Origin of the sequence: Arthrobacter sp. NPDC056727 (genome assembly GCF_042790555.1) — a bacterium.
GTDB lineage: Bacteria > Actinomycetota > Actinomycetes > Actinomycetales > Micrococcaceae > Arthrobacter.
The window spans coordinates 327,025-345,526 of the sequence record NZ_JBHTZA010000002.1 but is presented as its reverse complement, the minus strand read 5'-3'; the positions used below and the strand labels follow the sequence as shown (position 1 = coordinate 345,526).

The window sequence follows — 18,502 nt, the reverse complement described above, 5'->3', positions numbered from 1 at the left end:
CGGCACCGAAAGCGCGGATTTGCCAACTGACAATGATCCGCCCGAGGGCCCTAGCTCTGACCCGAAGTCACGGTGCAGCCCCGGTGTCAGTGGGAAAAATCTGCTGAGATCTCGGCGAGGGTGCGCCCCTTCGTCTCCGGCGCGAGCCATTGCGAGAGGCCTGCGCCGAGTAGTGCGACGGCGGCCGCTACGACCATGCTTGGGCCCATGCCGATGTTGGTGATCGCCCATGGCAGTGCGAACGTGCCGAGTGCGGCTCCGATGCGGCTGAAGGCCGCGGCGAAGCCCGTGCCGATACCGCGAAGGTGGCCGGGGAATACCTCGGACGGATAGACCTGGGTCATCGTGGTGTACCCGGCGTTGAAGAAGGAGAAGGCGAGGAACAGGACGAGCACGAGGATCGCTGGTGCGTCAGTCCAGAGTCCGATGATCAGCAGGATGCCTGCGCAGAGCCACTGCCCGGGCACGGTGAGGATTCGGCGGCCGAGCTTATCAATCAGAAGCACGCTGATGACAACGCCCGCGGTAGCAAGTGCGGACAGGCCGACTCCACCGGCCCAGCCGCCGCCGAAGCCGAAGTGGTTGAGCACGTCGTCGGCGAAGGTCGCGATCGCGAAGTACGGAGTGACCGCGCAGAACCAAAAACCTGCGGTGAAGAGGGTGGTGCGCCAGTACTGCCTCGAGAACAGCATTCCGAAGGAGGCGCCCTTGATTTTGGTCCTGCTCTGCGCGGCCTGAGCCTCCTGGATCATCCTCAGATCGATCTCTTCGGTGATGCTGTTGTGCATCTCGGGTGATTCGATGTAGCTGCGTGCGATCGCGAGTGCTTCCTCACGCCGTCCCTTCGAAATGAGCCAGCTCGGCGATTCGGGGAGGCCGATGCGGGCGAGGAACAGGACAAATGCGAGTATCGTGCTCGTGCCGATAACGAGGCGCCATGGGGTGCCGGCGTCGTGCAGGAGCGTGCCGATGATGAATGCCATCATGAAACCGACGTACCAGGCGATCAGCGTCAGCCCGAGCAAACGCCCGCGGAGCTTTGGAGGGGAGAACTCTGATAGCAACGGCCCACCGATTGAGTACTCGCCGCCGATCGCGACGCCCATGAAGAACCGGATGATGGCCAGCTGGATCACGGCCCCGTCTCCGGAGGTTACGAAGAACTGGGCCGCTGAGGCGGCCAGGAACAGGCCCATGTCCACGAGGAACATGGGCTTGCGTCCGAACTTGTCAGTAGCCCAGCCGGCCAGCGGGGAGCCGACGAAGATACCAGCCAGCGGGCCTGCAGCGATCATGCCCAGAGACAGTTCGTCGAGCTGGAGATCTGACCGCATGGGTCCGGTGACGGGGCCGATGATTCCGAGGATGTAACCGTCGAGGAACATCCCGCCGATGAAGACCGCGACAAGCCGCACCATGAAGCGGCGTTTGAACCTGGAGCTGGTCTCTTTTGATAGGGAGGTGTCGACGGAGGCCGTCGTCCTGGTCGGATGGGTCATTGAGATTTGTTCCCTTCTGGCTTCAGCGCAACGGCACCGGAGCGCCGTTTCCCGGACGCACGGACAGCCGCCGCCTTTGGCGACTGTTACACGAGACCGGCTGGCTCGATGCCAGCCGATACGGCCGCGCTGAACTCACGAGATGATTTCGGCGTCGTCATATATCACTGCTCTTCGAGATGGAGTCGGCAAGGCTTTGGCTTCCGGCCCCCTCCCGCCGACCCATCGAGATCAAAACCTCGGGTCCAGGGCCGGTCAAGATGTGACATATATTACTCATATATCAGGACTCTAAGGGCTGGGATCCGCCCCGGTCAAGAGCTTGACAGGCTAATTGGTTGTATGCGTCAACTCTCACCGGGGTCTGCCTCAACCGGATATCCGGTCTTTTCCAGCGCCTTGTGCGTGCTCAAAGCAAGGGATAGCCCTGCCGGAGGCCGGCTAACCCTCCTGGGCCGGCTCCTCGGTGAAGACTTTCTTCGCAACGGCCATGGCGGACATCGCCTTGGGCCAGCCGGCGTAGAAGGAAAGGTGCGTGATGGCCTCGATGAGTTCCTGCTCCGTGAGGCCGTTCTTCCTGGCGAAGTCGAGATGGAAGTTCAGCTGCTCGGTGTTGCCGCCGGCGAGGAGCGCCGCGATTGTGATGAGGCTGCGGTCGCGCTTGGAAAGCTCGGGCCGCTCCCAGACCTCGTCGAAGAGGACACGGTCGGTGTAGTGGACCAGGCCAGGGGCGAAGTCGCCGAAGGCGCGTAGGCCGCCGGTCCAGCCGGTTGTTTCGTCAGTCATGGGCGTTTCCTTTCTTTGGGGTCGACAACCACAAGTCAACGCCCGTTTCCCGCCCGTGCGGGAGGCCCTGCCCATACGGGTACTGGCAGAGACTCCCTCGGCGTCCGATGTGAACGTAGCGTGGTCAGCATGGACAACCGCCACGAGATCCGTGAGTTCCTCGCCACCCGCCGGGCGAAGCTGACCCCGGACCAGGCCGGCCTGCCCTCGTTCGGGGGCACCCGGCGAGTCCCCGGGCTGCGCCGCGAGGAGGTCGCACTGCTGGCCGGCGTCTCAGTGGAGTACTACACCAAGCTCGAACGCGGCTCGCTCGGCGGAGTCTCCGACAGCGTGTTGGAGTCGCTCGCCAGGGCGCTCCAGCTGAACGAAGCCGAACGCGAGCACCTGCACAACCTGGCACGCGCGGCCTCACCGTCGGCGCGGCCGCGGCGCAAGCCCAGCGAGGCCGTGACCCCCAGCATCCAGCGGCTTCTGGACTCGATGGCCGGCGTGCCCGCGTTCGTGCGCAACGGCCGGCTGGACATCCTGGCGATCAACAGCCTCGGCCGCGCCCTTTATTCGGAGGCGTACGCCCGAAACACCGAAAAGGTGAACCTGGCACGCTTTAATTTCCTCGATCCCCGCTCGCACATCCTGTACCCGGACTGGGAGAAGGCGGCCAGCACCGCCGTCGCCATCCTCCACACCGAGGCAGGCCGTGACCCGTTCAACAAGTCCCTCACCGAGCTGATCGGGGAGCTGTCCACCCGTTCGGAGGACTTCCGCGCCAGGTGGGCACAACGCAATGTTCGCCTCCACAGAGGCGGCTACAAGGACTTCCGTCACCCCGCCGTCGGCGACCTCCAGCTGGCGTTCGACGCCCTCGAGCTTCCCAACGCGCCCGGACTCACCCTGACCGCCTACAGCGCCGACCCCGGCACGCCGTCGGAAGACGGCCTCCGGCTGCTCGCCAGCTGGGCGGCGACCGAAACGACCACCACCAGCAAGGAGAACGCATGAACATCGAACCCGCCAAGCCCACCGGCAAGAACCCGCCCGAGCAGTTCGTCGGCGACGTGTGGCTGGACCCCATCGCGCTGCCGCACGAAAGCGACCAGCGCATGATCGTGGCCACCGTCCGGTTCGCCCCCGGAGCCCGCACTGCCTGGCACTCGCACGCCCGCGGACAGTACCTCCGCGTCACCCAGGGCGTCGCCCGGTTCGGCGGCCGCGACGGCAAGATCATCGAGGTCCACCCCGGCCAGACCCTGTACACCCCGCCGGGAGAAGAGCACTGGCACGCCGCCGCACCGGGCTGCTTCATGGAGCACATCGCCATGCTGGAGAACGGCGACGATCCCGCCACGACCACCACGTGGCTGGAGCACATCACCGACGACGAGTACAACGGCACGCAGCCCTAACCCCGCACGCGGCCCAACGAACAACCACCCACCAGCAAGGGAGACCCATATGCACACCCGCACCCTCGGACAGGGCCTGACCGTCTCAGCAGTCGGGCTGGGCTGCATGGGCATGTCACAGAGCTACGGCCCCAACCCCGGCAGCCGCGAGGACATGATCGCCGTCATCCGGTCCGCCTACGACCTCGGGGTGACCTTCTTCGACACCGCCGAGGTGTACGGGCCGTACGTGAACGAGGAACTGGTGGGTGAGGCACTCGGGCCGATCCGCGGCCAGGTACAGATCGCCACCAAGTTCGGCTGGCGGATCGAGGACGGCAGGAGCGTCGGCCTGGACAGCCGGCCCGAACAGATCCGCCGCGTGGCCGACGCCTCGCTGAAGCGTCTCCGCACCGACGTCATCGACCTGTTCTACCAGCACCGCGTTGATCCCGATGTTCCCATCGAGGACGTTGCAGGCACCGTCGGGGAGCTGATCGCCGAAGGCAAGGTCCGGCACTTCGGGCTGTCGGAAGCGTCCGCCGGGACCATCCGCCGTGCGCACGCGGTGCAGCCGGTGACGGCGGTCCAGAGCGAGTACTCCCTGTGGACCCGCGATCCCGAGGCGGAGGTGCTTCCGACGCTCGCCGAGCTGTGCATCGGGTTCGTGCCGTTCAGTCCGCTGGGCAAGGGCTTCCTCACCGGCACCGTGAGCACGGCCACCGCCTTCGCGGCGGGCGACGTCCGCGCCACGATCCCCCGCTTCACGGAGGAGAACCGGTCCGCAAACGCCGCGCTCGTCGAGCACGTGGGCGGACTCGCCCGCAGCAGGGGCACCACCCCGGCGCAGATCGCGCTGGCGTGGCTGCTCGCGCAGCAGCCGTGGATCGTGCCCATTCCCGGTACGCGCAGCACCGCCAGGATCGCGGAAAATGCGGGCGCCGCGTCGGTGGCCCTTTCCGCGGACGACGTCGCAGACCTCGACGCGCTCGCCCGGCGGATCGGCGTGCACGGCGCACGCTACAACGACCAGCATCTGGGACTCGTCAACCGCTGACGCCTCCCTCGCCCGGACGCCACAGACCCGGAGTGCTAGGATCCCCACACGACCGCATGCAAGTCCCACTCACTCGGGAGGCTCACCGTGCCGGATACCACCTGCCATATGTCGATCTCGCTGGACGGCTTCGTCGCCGGGCCGGACCAGAGCCGCGATAACCCCCTGGGCAAGCGGGGGCTGGAGCTGCACGGCTGGCACATCGGCGACCCGCGGGCCACTGATGCCGACAACGTCGCCAACGACTGGCTCATGCGCCCGCGGGGCGCGTACGTGATGGGCCGGAACATGTACGGCCCGATCCGAGGCGACTGGGATGAGGAGTGGACCGGGTGGTGGGGCCCCGAACCGCCGTACCACGCGCCGGTGTTCGTGCTGACCCACCACGCACATGACCCGATCCAGATGGACGGCGGGACCACCTTCCACTTCGTCACCGGGGGCTTCGACGCGGCCTACGCCGCAGCGCGACAGGCCGCCGGGGACAAGGGCGTGGACATCGCCGGCGGAGCCTCAACCGTCCGGCAGGCCCTCAAAGCCGGCGTGATCGACGAACTCACCCTCGACATCGCGCCGGTCCTGCTCGGCTCGGGCGAGCGCATCTTCGACGGCGTTGAATCCTTCGGCTTCGAACCCGCCGAGGTGCTTCACTCACCGCTGGCCACCCACATCCGCTACCGCCGCGCCACCTGACAGTTAGCCAACTGCGCAGGCGGTGCCGGGCCCCTCCTGCGCAGCAAGAAAGAACATGACCCAAACACACCCCCGCCCCGGCCGGACCGCCGCCCCCGCCGAGGGGCGCGGCTTCGTCGCGGCCACCGTCTCGTTCGTCTCCGTGTTCGCCGCCGGTGCCTCGGCCATCCCCCTCTACGACACCTACCGCAGCGCCGACGGCCTGACCAACGACCAGTTCTCGCTGGTCGCCGTCGCCTACTTCGTCTGCGCCGTGTTCGCCCTGCTCGTCCTCGGCCGGCTCTCCAACCACCACGGGCGCCGCCCCGTCTCGATTGCGGCGCTCCTGCTCGCCGCCGCCGGCTGCCTCACCCTGCTGTGGGTGCACAGCTTCCTCCCGCTCCTGCTCGGCCGGGTCCTCCAGGGACTGGCCGCCGGCCTCGCCTCCAGCGCCATCGGCGCCTACATCGTGGACACCGCACCCCGGCGCCCGCGGTGGCTGGTCGCGGCCGTCACCACTGCGGCCGCCACCATCGGCCTTGCCCTCGGCGTCTTCCTCTCCGGAGTGCTCGTCGAGTTCGGGCCGGCCCCGCGGGAGCTCACCTTCTGCGTGTTCGCCGCGCTCCTCCTGGGTTGCGCGGTCGCCCTCGCCACCCGCCCCGAGACCGTTGCCCGCACGCCCGGCGCCTGGTCCTCGCTGATCCCGCGGCTGGCGGTTCCGACGGCGTCACGCCCCTTTCTGCCCCTTGCTTCCGGCGTCTTTGTGGCCACCTGGGCGTTCGGCGGCTACTTCACGTCGTTCGGCCCCTCCATCGCGGCCGACGACCTCGGCTCGCACAGCCCCCTGGTCGCGGCCTCCGTGTACGCCTCCTACATGGCGCCGGGTTTCCTAGGCGGGTTCCTCGCGGGACGCTTCACCCCCGCGGCCGCGCAGCGCACAGGCATGACGCTGGTCGCCGCCGCGGGAATCGGGCTCGCAGTCGCCAGCACGGCGGGCATCCTCGGCCTGTTTATCGGCGCGGGCGTTGTGGGCGGCGTCGGGATGGGCCTGGCCACCTCCGGCAGCATGAACACGCTCCTGCCCGAGGCGCTCCCCCGCGAGCGCGCGGGCCTGCTCGCCGTCATCTACGCCATCTCGTACACCGGGTCCGCCGTTCCCAGCCTGGTCGCCGGGCAGGCCAGCCGGGTCCTCAGCCTCCCCGTCATCACCGCCGGCTACGCCGTCCTCGCCGTCCTCGTCTGGCTCGCCACACTCATCGCAGCCCGGAACCCTGCGCCCGTGCGCTGAGAGTTTTTGTACAGATAATGGCTCCTGAAGCGCCTTAGGCGGCCATTATCTGTACGAAAACTCGGGGTGCAGTTGCTTCTGCTGTTTTGTAAAGCCCGACGGCGGGAGGCAAGTCCGACGGCGGACCGCAAGTGCCGCCGTCGGATGTTTGTTCTGTCTTATCCCGAGGCAGTCAACGCCCCATTTGGGTGGAGCGCAGGCTGCGCCGGCAAGGTTTTCCCAACGCGTCCGGCCGACACTGGCGTCGCTGCACTTCAGGTCTTTGCATCTCCAGGGGGAGGACGGACTCGCGGCTACCGGTCGCGGGCCTTTGTATGTCAATACATGTGATCCCGATGCATGGAGGAGACAATGGCGTCTCGCAGGGAAGTACTGAAACTTGGTGTGGTGGGCGCTGCCATGACCGGAGTGCTGGCCGGCGGCGCTGAGCCGACGGCCACTGAGCCGATAACTCAGAGCCAGCTTGCCCCGCAGAACCGGCCGGTCCCGTTCAGGGCTGTCTTCCGGCGGCCCCCGGAGCTCGTTCCGTTCCAGAAGGGCTTCGACGGCGGCGACCCCAAGCGGCCGTTCGAGCGCTACGCCCTCACCCAGAAACTCGGGCAGGCCCGCATGCTGCCGGGCCTCACCACCACTCTGGCCGGGTACAACGGGATCTTTCCGGGCCCCACCATCCGGGCCAGGCAGGGCACCCGGATCGAGGTGCGGATCCGCAACGCGTTCCCGTCGCAGGGACTGGTCCAACAGGGGACACCCAGCACCTCCACGCACCTGCACGGCTCGGCGTCCCTGCCCCAGTACGACGGCTATGCCAACGACATCACGGTTCCCGGCTTCTTCAAGAACTACCACTATCCAAACAGGCAGACATCCCGCACGCTGTGGTATCACGACCACAAGCACCACATCACCGCCCAGAATGTGTATTCGGGACTGGCCGGGTTCTACCCGCTGTCGGACCGTTTTGAACGGGCGCAGCTGCCGCAGGGCGAGTTCGATGTGCCGCTGATGATTTCCGACGCGCTGTTCCAGGCGGACGGCTCGCTCGGGTACAACGACAACGGACAAAAGGGGCTGTGGGGCGACATCATCCTGGTCAACGGGGTGCCCTGGCCCACCATGAAGGTCAAACCGCGCATCTACCGTTTCCGCGTGCTCGACGCATCGATCTCACGTTCCTACCGGCCCACCCTCTCCAACGGTGAACCTATTTATATCGTCGGCACCGATGCGGGCATGACGCCGGTGGTCCAGGCCGTCTCGTCGTGGCGGCAGGGCACTGCGGAGCGCACCGAAATCCTGATCGACTTCCGCAAGTACAGGACCGGGCAGACCGTCGACCTGCGCAACCTCAGCAACAAGAACAACCTCGACTTTGCCAACACGGAGAAGATCATGCGGTTCCAGGTGGTGGCCGATTCGGGGTCCGGGGCCGGGTCCATCTCCGCCATCCCGACGAGGCTGGACAACGGCGGCTCGCCCAGGGCGTCCCAGGGCGGCATCGACACCATGAGCCTGACCCTGGCGATGGCCACGGTGAAGAGGCAGCTCAGGTTCGAGCGCGAGAACGGCCAGTGGAGCATCAACGGGGTCCTGTGGGACGACATCGAAAGGTCCGGGTTCACCTTGCTGTTCGGCAACCCGCGGCCCTTCGCCGTCGAGCAGTGGACCATCGTCAACCAGTCCGGCGGATGGTTCCACCCGGTGCACATCCACCTGATCGACGCCAAAATCATCGCCCGCAACACCAACGGCGGCAAACCCTTCGCCTGGGAGCTCGGGCCCAAGGATGTCTTCTACGCCGGTGAGAACGAGTCCATCACCGCGCTGATGCAGTTCGACTCCACCCCGCAGGAGGGAGGGCGTTACATGATCCACTGCCACAACCTGGTCCACGAGGACCACGACATGATGGTTCAGTACGCCGTGGGTGACCTGCGGACCAACAACCCGATCACCGCCGACCCGCCCAGGCGTGATCCGCTGTCCGCGAGCGCCTTCCCGCCCGTGTACCGGCCGCTCTTCCCGGCGGGGACGTGAGTCCTGGCCAAAGCCCGCCGGCGTCATAAGAGTTTTTGTCCAGATAATGGCTCCTGAAGGCCCTCGAGCGGCCATTATCTGTACAAAAACTCGGGGCAAGGGTGCCTGAACCGAGCCCCAAGACAACGTCGGCCCCGGGCCTTACAATGAGCATTCACAGGCAGGTGCGCGGGCGCTCCTGCTTCGTTCATGGGCGGTGTAAGCAGCCTTGAACGGATCATGAATGGGGATGATTGATCATGAGCGACGGCGCATCCGACTCCGGACCGGAACCCCGCGCCGTCCCGCCGCGAAAACCGCCGGATCCGCCTCGCCTCGGAGGAACACCGAAGGAAAGCCCGACGGCGGCCAACGGGCCGCCTGCCCCGCTCACCATGCGCGTGGCGGGCAGCGAGGACAGGCCTGCGCCGCTCGACAATTACGCAGACTTCATCGCACGGCTGGATGCCGCGGCCGGCAAGCTCACTCCGCGGCGGGACGCGCTCAGCACCGCCCTTGGCGCTGCGGAAATGCTCTTCACCCAGAACCAGGCAGGGCTCGAACTGTGGGGTCAGCGTCTCTCGCTCATCAGCCAGCTCCTGGCCCGGCACAGCAGCACCAATGAGGCGCGGAGATACAGCACCTTGAGGGAACTTCATGACGTTGCCGTCAAGATGGAGCGGATGTTCACCAGCCGCACGCACCGAGTGCAGGAAGTGTGCCGGACCATCCGTGCGCGCCGGGACCAGATCGAAACGTCACTGTTTGACCTGGAGAAGAGCAGGGTCAAGCTGGCGTCGTCCCGGATGCTCGCGCTGGAGCGGGAGAATCTCCGGAAGGTGGCCGATGACCTTTCCCTGTCCCCGGCGGGCGTCAGCCTTGGCTTCCCGGATCCGGGCCTTCGGGAAAGCCTTCGGGAGGCGCGGGAAGCAATCATGATGGCCGAGGCCCTGCTGGAAGTGAAAGGGAACTGATCATGCCAACTCAACGGACCGAGACCCGGGAAGTCTGCAGCTTCACCTCCAAGCAATGGAGCGGCAGGCCGGCCGACGGCGCGGGCGCAACCTTCGGCGGGTTTTCCGTCATTGGCTTCGTCCTGTGCCTGCTCCTGATGACCTTCACGCCTGCGCTCCGGGACGTCGGCGCCACGATGCTGTTCGTCGCCGTCTTCGCCACGACGTTCACGGTCCTTGCCCTCCTCGCCAAGAATTCGGCCGAGCGGGCATTTCTGCAGCGGCTGACCGGGACTGTGAATGAGGTGATCCTTGAACTGACGGCGGACCGGACCACGCAGATCTCGCCCGATGGACTCCGCTCGCTCATCGTCAACCGAGGGCGCCTCCCGCTGATGGTGAACGGGGTGTCCGGCCTGCAGCTGAAGGTCGCGCCGCTGCGCTCACCGAAGCCGAACCCGAACGCCAAGCCGACAACGGAGGCGGTCACCACGACGCGGATCGTCATCGCCGCCACCCCTCCCGATTACGGCATCAGCAGCTTTGACCGTCTCCTCGAAACCGCAACCACCGACCCGGGCTTCAATTCCGCCACGTCATAGTGCAGTAGACCCGTAGTGCGGCACTACGGGAGTTTTGTACAGATAATGGCTCCTGAAGCGCCTTTAGCGGCCATTATCTGTACAAAAACTCTGAGCCTTGGGGGACAAATGCTGGAATTGACGCGCATTTACTGGACGCGGGTGGCCCTGCGGGCGGCATACTCAGGGGCCATCATATGGCTGGCCGCCGCCGTCGTCCTTTCCTTCCGGCCCAACACAGTCCACCTAACCCTCGGCACGAGCCGCCCCTCGGTCTCCGACATCCTGACCAAGATGTTCGACGGCGTCCTGGCGGCGGCCACAGCCCCGGGGCTCGTCATGCTTGCCCTTGTGATCACTGCACTCATCATCCGCTCCCGGGACGTCCGCCGGCGGGATCCGGTCCGGCGCTTCACCCGCCAGCAGCGCCGCGAGGGCATGGCCCGCGCCGGCGGGCAGTGCGAGATGGAGGCCGGCTTCCGCCGTCGTTGTTCCCGGGCTGCAGAGCATGGCGACCACTTCTACCCGTGGTCCAAGGGCGGTTCCACCAGCCTGCAGAACTTCGTCGCGGCGTGCAGCAGGTGCAACCGGGCAAAGGGCGCGCAGATCCCGTCGCCCGCGCAGCAGGAAAGGCTGGAACGACGACGGCGAACCTACGTTGCGCTCGACGGTGCGGTCGCCGCCGGGGAACGGCAGCCGCTCCCCTAATGGGGGGAACAGGGCGAAATTTTTGTACAGATAATGGCTCCTGAAGCGCCTTTAGCGGCCATTATCTGTACAAAAACTCTGATGCAGACGGACGACGGCGGGACTCGCCTGTCATTTCGCGCGCACCTTGACGGGGGCGCTGAAGCGGAACGCCCGGCGGGAGATGTGGTGTGTGACGTGGCGGCGGCGGACGGGCGGCGGCGCCGCCGGTATCTGCTGCGCGTCCCTGGCGAAGAACCAGCGCTTGGCGAACTCCACCAGCACCAGGTACACCACGGTCATCCCGAGCAGGGCCAGGAAGAACGGCACGGGGAGCGGGTCGAACTCCAGCAGGCCGGCCACCGGCGAGAGCGGCAGGAAGATCCCCAGGGCCACCACGCCCAGCGACGCCCCGAGGAGGCCCGGTGAGGGCCGGCTGCGCAGGAACGGCACCCGCCGGGTCCTGATGGCGAAAATGATCAGCGTCTGCGTGGCGATCGATTCAATGAACCAGCCCGCACGGAACTCCCCCGGCACCGCCTTGAACACCAGCAGCATCAGCGCGAAGGTGGCGAAGTCGAACAGCGAGCTGATGGGCCCGAAAAGGAGCATGAACCGCCGGATGAAGGCGATGTTCCAGTGCGACGGCGCCCGGAGCTGCTCCTTGTCCACGCGGTCGCCGGGAATGGCCAGCTGGCCGGTGTCGTACAGCAGGTTGTTGAGCAGGATCTGGCCCGGCAGCATCGGCAGGAAGCTCAGCACCACGGAGGCTGTGGCCGCGCTGAACATGTTCCCGAAGTTGCTGGAGGTGCCCATCAGGACGTACTTGATGGTGTTGGCAAAGATCCGGCGGCCCTCCATCACGCCGTCGGCCAGGACATCAAGGTCCTTGTCCAGCAGGACGACGTCCGCAGCGTCCTTGGCGACGTCGGTGGCACTGTCCACCGAGATGCCGATGTCCGCCTTGTGCAGGGCCAGGGCATCATTGACGCCGTCGCCCATGAAGCCCACCGCCCCGCCGCTTTGCCGGAGCAGCGTGATGATGCGCGCCTTCTGTTCCGGCGAGACGCGGGCGAAGATGGTGGCCGTCCGCGCGGCGGCGGCGAGGTCGGCGTCGGACATCTCCTCGACGGCGGCCCCCGTGAGCGTCCCGCCGGAAGGCACACCGAGATCCGTGCAGACTTTCTCGGCCACCTTGGCGTTGTCCCCGGTGGCGAGCTTCACCGAAATGCCCAGCGCCTCCAGCCGGTCCAGGGAATGCCGGGCGTTGGCCTTCGGCCGGTCCAGGAACACCAGGAAACCTGCCAGGGTGAGGCCGCGCTCCTCCGCCGCGGTCAGCTGGCCCAGCCCCGGAGCCGGCCGGGACGCCACCGCCACAACCCGGGAGCCGGCGTCGAACTGTTCATCCAGCAGCCTCTGCACGGCAGGTGAAACCGGTCCGCAGAGGGCCAGGACGTCTTCCGGCGCGCCCTTGGTGACCAGCCGGACCGGGCCGCCGGCCTCGCGCACCAGCACAGTGGTGCGGCGCCGCTGGTGGTCGAAGCCGATGAGGCCAAGGCGTTCAAAGCGTGCCGGCTCGAAGCCGGCCGCCCCGGGGCTCTCCCAGAGTGCCGCGTCCAAGGCATTTTGCCCGGCGGAGGAAAGCTTTGCGCAGGCGTAGTCGGCCTCTGTGGCCAGCAGCCCCAGGGTGAGCAGACCGGCGTCGGACACGTCCGGGGTGGCCGGGAGCGCACCGGTGAAACTGATCTTCCCCTCCGTGAGCGTGCCGGTCTTGTCCGTGACCAGGATGTCCATGTCCCCCAGGTCCTCGATGCAGACCAGCCGCTTCACCAGGACCTTCCGCCTGGCCAGCTGCCGGGTGCCGGTGGCCAGGCTGGTGCTGACGACGGCGGGAAGCAGCTGCGGGGTGATGCCCACGGCGATGGCCAGGGAGAACAGCAGCGATTCCAGCAGCGGGCGCCGCAGCAGCAGGTTGGCGATGAAGATCAGCGAGGTGAGCGCGATGGCCACCTGCAGGAGCAGGAAGGAGAACCGCCGGAGCCCCAGCTGGAATTCGGTCTGCGGCTGCCGTTCGCCCAGGCCCAGCGCAATCCGGCCGAATTCGGTGCGCCCGCCGGTGGCCACCACCACCCCGCTGCCGCTGCCGGACTGGATGACGGTGCCCATGAAGACGCAGGATGCGAGGTCGGCCAGGGGCGTTCCGGCTGGCACCGGAGCCGGGTCCTTGGCGGCGGGCTGGGATTCGCCGGTGAGGATGCTTTCGTCGCAGAGGAGGTTCTGGGCGGCCAGGATCCGGATGTCGGCGGGAACGATGGCGCCGAGGCTGAGATGGACGACGTCGCCGGGCACCAGGGCGGTGACGTCCACTTCCGCGGTGGTTCCGCCGCGCAGCACGGCGGCGCGGTGGGTGACGCGGGTGTGCAGGGCTTCTGAGGCGAGCTCGGCGCGGTATTCGTTGGTGAAGCCGAGTCCCACGCTGACCAGCAGGATCACGCCGATGACGATCGAGTTGGTGGCGTCGCCCAGGAACAGGGACAACGCCGCGGTGGCCAGCAGCAGGACCAGGATGGGGCTGGCGAACTGCCGACCCAGTACTGCCCAGGGGTTGGCCCGGTGGGTGCGGACGGCGTTCGGCCCGAGGTCCCGGAGCCGCCGGGCCGCTTCCTCGCCGGACAGGCCGGCTGCGCTGGAGCCCAGCCGGGCCAGGGTTTGCTGGGCGGCCAGGCTCGCGGCATCAGTGATCGGAAGTTGGAGGGAGCGCCGCTCCCCGACGCTGACGCCTGCCATGCTGATCCGTTCGGACACGTCGGAATCCGGATATCCGGGTTTACGGCTAAGCGTACGACGCGCAGCTGGGTGCGCCGGTGAAAAATTCTGTGGGTTGCCCGACGGCGGCCGCTCGGCTAACCGCGCCAATGTGCCGGGAGTTTTTGTACAGATAATGGCTCCTGGAGGCCCTTAAGCGGCCATTATCTGTACAAAAACTCCGGCGGTGGGGCGGACGACGGCGGGACTCGCCCGCCGTCGTCCGCTTGCGTTTACTTGGAGGCCAGTCCGCTCAGCGTTTCCTTCGCGCCGTGCCGGTGGAGGCTGGCCAGCGCGTCGGTGTACTCAGCGACAAACCGTTCGTTGTCGATGAGGTCCCCGAAGACTTCCCGGTTCGCGATGAAGGAGAGCGGGTCCTGCCGCTGGCACGCGGCGGCGGTCATCAGGGTGTCCTTGAGCCGGTCCACCACCTCGATCGGGCTGCCCTGCTCGTCCGTCCCCTCCGCATACCGGGCCCAGCTCGCCACGATCGCAGCGGACCGGCTGATGTCTCCCCCGTTCTCCAAGTTGATCCGGACCACGGGCAGGAGCCATTTCGGGATCCGGTCGGAGCTCTCGGCGCAGAGCCGGGCCAGGGTGTCGCGGACGTGCTCGTTGGAGAAGCGCTCAATCAGGGTCTTCTTGTACGTGTGCAGGTCGATGCCGGGCACCGGCTGCAGCGTGGGGGTCGCTTCCCTGTCCATGTAGTCCAGCAGGAACTGTGCGAACAGCGGGTCCTGCGCCGCCTCGTGGGCGTAGCGGTAGCCGGCGAGGTGGCCGAAGTAGCACATGCCCTGGTGGCTCGCGTTGAGGAGCCGCAGCTTCATCAGCTCATAAGGCTCCACGTCCTCCACGAGCTGCACGCCGGCCTTTTCGAAGGGCGGCCGTCCCAGGCTGAAGTGGTCCTCCAGCACCCACTGCTCAAAGGGCTCGCACACCACCGGCCACCCGTCCGACACACCGAACTCCTCCGCGATGGCCAGACGGTCCTCGTCCGTGGTGACGGGGGTGATCCGGTCCACCATGCTGTTGGGGAACGGCACGTTCTCCGTGACCCAGGTGCCCAGGGCCGGGTCCTTCAACGAGGCAAAGGCGGTGAACATCTTCCGTGCGACGTCGCCGTTGCCCTGGATGTTGTCGCAGGACATGACCGTGAACGGCGCCAGTCCCCTATCCCGTCGCCGGCGCAGCGCCTCGGTGACCAGCCCGAAGGTGGTCCGCGGCGCGGCATCCGGCTGGAGGTCGTGGACCACGTCGGGGTTGTCGGCGTCGAAGTCTCCGGTGACGTGGTGGAAGTTGTACCCGCCCTCGGTGACTGTCAGCGAAACGATCCGGACGGCGTCGGACGCCATTTTTTCAATCACGGCCTCGGGATCTTCAGGCGCGAAGAGGTATTCGATGATCGAGCCGATCACCCGCCCCTCCCGCGTCCCGTCGGGGTTCTTCACCACCAAGGTGTACAGGCAGTCCTGGCTGTCCATGACCTGCTTCATCCGGGCGTCGCCGGGCAGGACGCCCACGCCGCAGATGGCCCAGTCGTGCGCCAGGCCGGCATTCATCAGCTGGTCCAGGTACATGGCCTGGTGGGCGCGGTGGAAGCCGCCGACCCCGAAGTGGACGATGCCGGCGGCCAGGGCCGAGCGGTCATAGGACGGCCGGTCCAGGCTGACCGGGAGTTCGGCAAGCGTTGCGTTCGTGAGCATGTGCTGTTCCTTTCGGCGCGGGCTGTCAGCGGCCCGGGTAGACGACGGCTTTGAGCTGGCCGGGCTGCTTGCCGGCCTTGAGTGCTTCCTCTGATTCGGCCAGGCCGAACCTGCCGGTGACCAAAATGTCGAGGTCGACTTTCCCGTCGGCGAGAAGCTGGATGGCGAGCGGCCAGGTGTTGATGTAGCGGAAGACGCCGGAGAGCCAGATCTCCCGGTTCTGGATGTACGAGACGGGCAGTTCGACGTCGTCCGCCCCCAGCCCCACGAGGATCACCCTTCCGGCCGGCCCCACGGCCTTGATCCCGGAACGGACCGCCTGCGGTGCGCCGGAAGCGTCAATGAACGCATCGACGTCGAGCCCCTCCACGGTGTCCGTCCGGGCGTTGAGCGCGTGGGTGGCGCCGTGCTGCAGCGCGAAGGCGAGCCGGTCCTCGGCGATGTCGCTGATAAAGATTTCGGTGGCGCCGAACGCGCGGGCGGCCTGGGCGGCGATGATCCCGATGGGTCCGGCGCCGGCGATCAGTACGCGGCTGCCGGGGCGGATACCCGCCCGCTCGCAGGCCCACAGCCCTACGGAGAGCGGTTCGATCAGGGCGGCCGCCTCGTCGCTGACGGTGTCCGGGATGTCGTAGGCGAAGTCGGACTGGATGGTGACGTATTCGGTGAAGGCGCCGTCCACCGGCGGGGTGGCGTAGAACTCGATGTCCGGGCAGAGGTTGTACCGTCCGGCCCGACACTGCGTGCAGGTGCGGCACGGGCGTTGGGGTTCGACGGCGACCCGCTTGCCGATGCGGGCAGGGTCCACGGCGGTCCCGACGGCGGCGATCCGGCCGGAGAGCTCGTGGCCGAGGATCAGCGGGTGGTCCACCACGTACTCGCCGATCCGGCCGTGTTCGTAGTAGTGCACGTCGCTGCCGCAGACGCCGACGGCAGCCACCTGCACCAGGACCTGGTCCGGCTCGAGCTCCGGGACGGGCAGGGTATGCAGGGCCATCTCGCCCTGGCGTTTGAGGACGGCGGCGCGCATGGTGGCGGGCAGTTCGGGGTGTCCGACGGCGGGCGCGGACTGGGTCGTTGTCGTCATGGAGGTCATCCTTTGGAAGTTGAGAGCGTTACTTGGCGGCCGCTGCTACTTGACCGCGCCGAGCGACAGCCCCTGGACGAGCTTGTCCTGGGCGGCGAACCCGGCGAAGAGGACCGGCAGGGAGATCACGACGGCGGCCGCGCAGACTTTCGCGAGGAACAGGCCCTGGCCGGAGACGAAGCCGGTGAGGAACACCGGGGCGGTGCCGGCGACGACGCCGGTGAGGACGCGCGCCAGCAGGAGTTCGTTCCAGCTGAAGATGAAGCAGATCAGGGCGGTGGCGGCGATGCCCGGCATGGCGACGGGGGCGATGATCCTGCGCAGGATCAGCAGCAGGTTGGCGCCGTCGATCTGGGCCGCCTCGAGCATTTCCTCGGGGACCTCGGCGAGGAAGGAGCGCATCATCCACACCGCGATGGGCAGGTTCATGGACGTGTACATCAGGATCAGGAACCAGATGTTGTCCAGCGCGCCCACGGTCCTGGCGAACAGGTAGAGCGGCAGGATCGCGGCCACCACGGGCATCATCTTGGTGGAGAGGAAGAAGAACATCACGTCGGTCCACTTCTTCACCGGCCGGATGGAGAGGGCGTATGCGGCCGGGATGGCCAGTGCCAGCACCAGGACGGTGGAGAGGACCGAGGCGGTGGCGGAGTTGATCAGCGGCGGCCACGGGCTGACGCCGGACGTGGCGCCGAAGAACTCCCTGTAGGCGTCCAGGGTGAGGTCCGCGGCGACGGACGGCGGGTTGGTGGCGGCGTCGGTTTCGGAGTGGAAGGAGGTCAGGATCATCCACAGCACGGGCGTGGCGAAGAGCAGTGCCAGCAGCCACGCGGCGATGCCGGCGGCGGTGTTGTTCCGGGTGGGGTCCATCCGGGACTTGCTGCCGAACTTACCGAAAACGCGGGAACCGCGGGCATTCCCGACGGCGGGACCGGGCTGCGTGCTGTGGGGTGCGGTGAGGGTGCTCATCGTGCTGCCTCCTTCTTGAAGAGCGAGAAAACGGTGCGCAGGGCGAACGTCGCCACGATGATGGTGCCGATGACCACCACGACGCCGGCCGCGGAGGCCAGGCCGTATTCGTTGGCGAAGTAGAACGTCTGGTAGATGGCGTAGGGCAGGTTCGCAGTGCCCAGCCCGCCCGCGGTGAGGGTGAAGACGGAGTCGAAGTTCTGCACGATGTAGATCGCGCCGAGCAGGCCGCCGAGTTCGATGTACTGGCGCAGGTGCGGCAGGGTCAGGTGCCGGAAGATGGCCCAGGGGGTGGCGCCGTCCATCTGCGCCGCCTCCACGGTGTCCATCGGGCGGGACTGCAGGCCGGCGAGCAGGATGAGCATCATGAACGGGGTCCACTGCCAGACCAGGGACGCGATCACGGCCATCAGCGGCGCCTGGGAGAGCAGATCCAGCTGGGGCGCGGCGGCGCTGCCGAACAGCGACCACACCCATGTCAGGATCCCGTTGATCAGCCCGTAGGTCGGGTTCAGCAGCGCGTGCTTCCAGATCAGGGCCGCAGCCACGGGCACCACCAGGAACGGTGCGATCAGCAGGGTCCGGGCCAGTCCCCTGCCCATGAACTTCTTGTCCAGCAGAAGGGCCAGGCCCAGGCCGATGAGCAGGCTCAGCAGGACCACGGAAACGGTGAGCAGGATGGTGGTGAAGATGGCCTGGCGCAGGTCGGGGTCGGTGAGGACCGTGACGTAGTTCTCCAGGCCGGCGAACGCGGTCTTGCTCGGGCTGAGGCTGTTCCAGTTCAGGAACGAGATGATCAGCGTCACCACGAACGGAAGCTGGGTAACGATGATGAGGAAGACCAGGGCCGGCAGCAGCGGTGCGCGCCGCGCCCAGGCCAGGGCGCGTTCCCGTGAGCGAGCGTCCCGTGGGTTGGGGTTCCGTGGGCTGGTGTTCCGTGAGGATGTGGCTGCGCTGTGCCCCGGACGGGAGATACGCGCCGTTGCGGTGGTCATGGTGTTCTCCTGCGGTTGG

Annotated in this window: 16 protein-coding genes; 9 read left to right on the top strand and 7 right to left on the bottom strand. The window is 67.1% G+C overall.

All coding sequences use genetic code 11. The features are described from left to right. Positions 1–86 precede the first annotated feature (86 nt). Together ACFRAH_RS03320 and ACFRAH_RS03315 are read right to left on the bottom strand one after the other, a co-directional pair. Positions 87–1,499, bottom strand: coding sequence for an MFS transporter (locus ACFRAH_RS03320; RefSeq protein WP_377989491.1), 1,413 nt, complete (start codon positions 1,497–1,499; stop codon positions 87–89). 441 nt (positions 1,500–1,940) lie between these two features. Beyond that, positions 1,941–2,285: a carboxymuconolactone decarboxylase family protein gene (locus ACFRAH_RS03315; RefSeq protein ID WP_377989490.1), complete on the bottom strand. Its 345-nt coding sequence runs from the start codon at positions 2,283–2,285 to the stop codon at positions 1,941–1,943. A 129-nt stretch (positions 2,286–2,414) separates the two neighbouring features. Between ACFRAH_RS03315 and ACFRAH_RS03310 the strand changes: the two genes are divergently transcribed. The 9 genes from ACFRAH_RS03310 to ACFRAH_RS03270 all read left to right on the top strand — a co-directional run bounded on the left by ACFRAH_RS03310 (position 2,415) and on the right by ACFRAH_RS03270 (position 10,942). Beyond that, on the top strand, positions 2,415–3,284 hold the full coding sequence (locus ACFRAH_RS03310; protein WP_377989489.1) for a helix-turn-helix transcriptional regulator: 870 nt from the start codon (positions 2,415–2,417) through the stop codon (positions 3,282–3,284). Continuing rightward, a complete protein-coding gene (locus ACFRAH_RS03305; RefSeq protein ID WP_377989488.1) occupies positions 3,281–3,688 on the top strand; it encodes a cupin domain-containing protein in 408 nt (135 codons plus the stop codon). Before ACFRAH_RS03310 ends, ACFRAH_RS03305 begins: the two co-directional genes overlap by 4 nt. 49 nt (positions 3,689–3,737) lie before the next feature. Continuing rightward, positions 3,738–4,724 carry an aldo/keto reductase gene (locus tag ACFRAH_RS03300; protein WP_377989487.1) on the top strand — a complete coding sequence of 329 codons (987 nt, stop codon included), beginning with the start codon at positions 3,738–3,740 and terminating at the stop codon, positions 4,722–4,724. Positions 4,725–4,832: 108 nt separating this feature from the next. Continuing rightward, positions 4,833–5,417 carry a dihydrofolate reductase family protein gene (locus ACFRAH_RS03295; protein WP_377989486.1) on the top strand — a complete coding sequence of 195 codons (585 nt, stop codon included), beginning with the start codon at positions 4,833–4,835 and terminating at the stop codon, positions 5,415–5,417. Between the two features lie 55 nt (positions 5,418–5,472). After that, positions 5,473–6,684 carry an MFS transporter gene (locus ACFRAH_RS03290; RefSeq protein ID WP_377989485.1) on the top strand — a complete coding sequence of 404 codons (1,212 nt, stop codon included), beginning with the start codon at positions 5,473–5,475 and terminating at the stop codon, positions 6,682–6,684. Positions 6,685–7,035: 351 nt separating this feature from the next. Further along, on the top strand, positions 7,036–8,721 hold the full coding sequence (locus ACFRAH_RS03285; RefSeq protein WP_377989484.1) for a multicopper oxidase family protein: 1,686 nt from the start codon (positions 7,036–7,038) through the stop codon (positions 8,719–8,721). 239 nt (positions 8,722–8,960) lie between these two features. Continuing rightward, entirely contained in the window at positions 8,961–9,674 is a 714-nt protein-coding gene (locus tag ACFRAH_RS03280) for a hypothetical protein (protein WP_377989483.1), read from the top strand. Between the two features lie 2 nt (positions 9,675–9,676). Beyond that, on the top strand, positions 9,677–10,255 hold the full coding sequence (locus ACFRAH_RS03275) for a hypothetical protein (protein ID WP_377989482.1): 579 nt from the start codon (positions 9,677–9,679) through the stop codon (positions 10,253–10,255). A 108-nt stretch (positions 10,256–10,363) separates the two neighbouring features. Further along, positions 10,364–10,942 carry an HNH endonuclease gene (locus tag ACFRAH_RS03270; protein WP_377989481.1) on the top strand — a complete coding sequence of 193 codons (579 nt, stop codon included), beginning with the start codon at positions 10,364–10,366 and terminating at the stop codon, positions 10,940–10,942. Between the two features lie 111 nt (positions 10,943–11,053). Here ACFRAH_RS03270 and mgtA read toward each other — a convergent pair whose 3' ends face one another. From mgtA to ACFRAH_RS03245, 5 genes are all read right to left on the bottom strand, one after another. Beyond that, positions 11,054–13,726, bottom strand: a complete 2,673-nt coding sequence (gene mgtA / locus ACFRAH_RS03265; RefSeq protein WP_377989480.1) for a magnesium-translocating P-type ATPase — start codon at positions 13,724–13,726, stop codon at positions 11,054–11,056. A 233-nt stretch (positions 13,727–13,959) separates the two neighbouring features. Next, complete coding sequence (locus tag ACFRAH_RS03260) at positions 13,960–15,429, bottom strand: mannitol dehydrogenase family protein (RefSeq protein ID WP_377989479.1); 1,470 nt, start codon at positions 15,427–15,429, stop codon at positions 13,960–13,962. 25 nt (positions 15,430–15,454) lie between these two features. Next, positions 15,455–16,516, bottom strand: a complete 1,062-nt coding sequence (locus tag ACFRAH_RS03255; protein ID WP_377989478.1) for an NAD(P)-dependent alcohol dehydrogenase — start codon at positions 16,514–16,516, stop codon at positions 15,455–15,457. A gap of 45 nt (positions 16,517–16,561) precedes the next feature. Further along, entirely contained in the window at positions 16,562–17,488 is a 927-nt protein-coding gene (locus ACFRAH_RS03250; protein ID WP_377989477.1) for a carbohydrate ABC transporter permease, read from the bottom strand. Beyond that, positions 17,485–18,483, bottom strand: a complete 999-nt coding sequence (locus tag ACFRAH_RS03245) for a carbohydrate ABC transporter permease (RefSeq protein ID WP_377989476.1) — start codon at positions 18,481–18,483, stop codon at positions 17,485–17,487. The genes ACFRAH_RS03250 and ACFRAH_RS03245 overlap by 4 nt, the downstream gene beginning before the upstream one ends. Between the last annotated feature and the right edge of the window lie 19 nt (positions 18,484–18,502).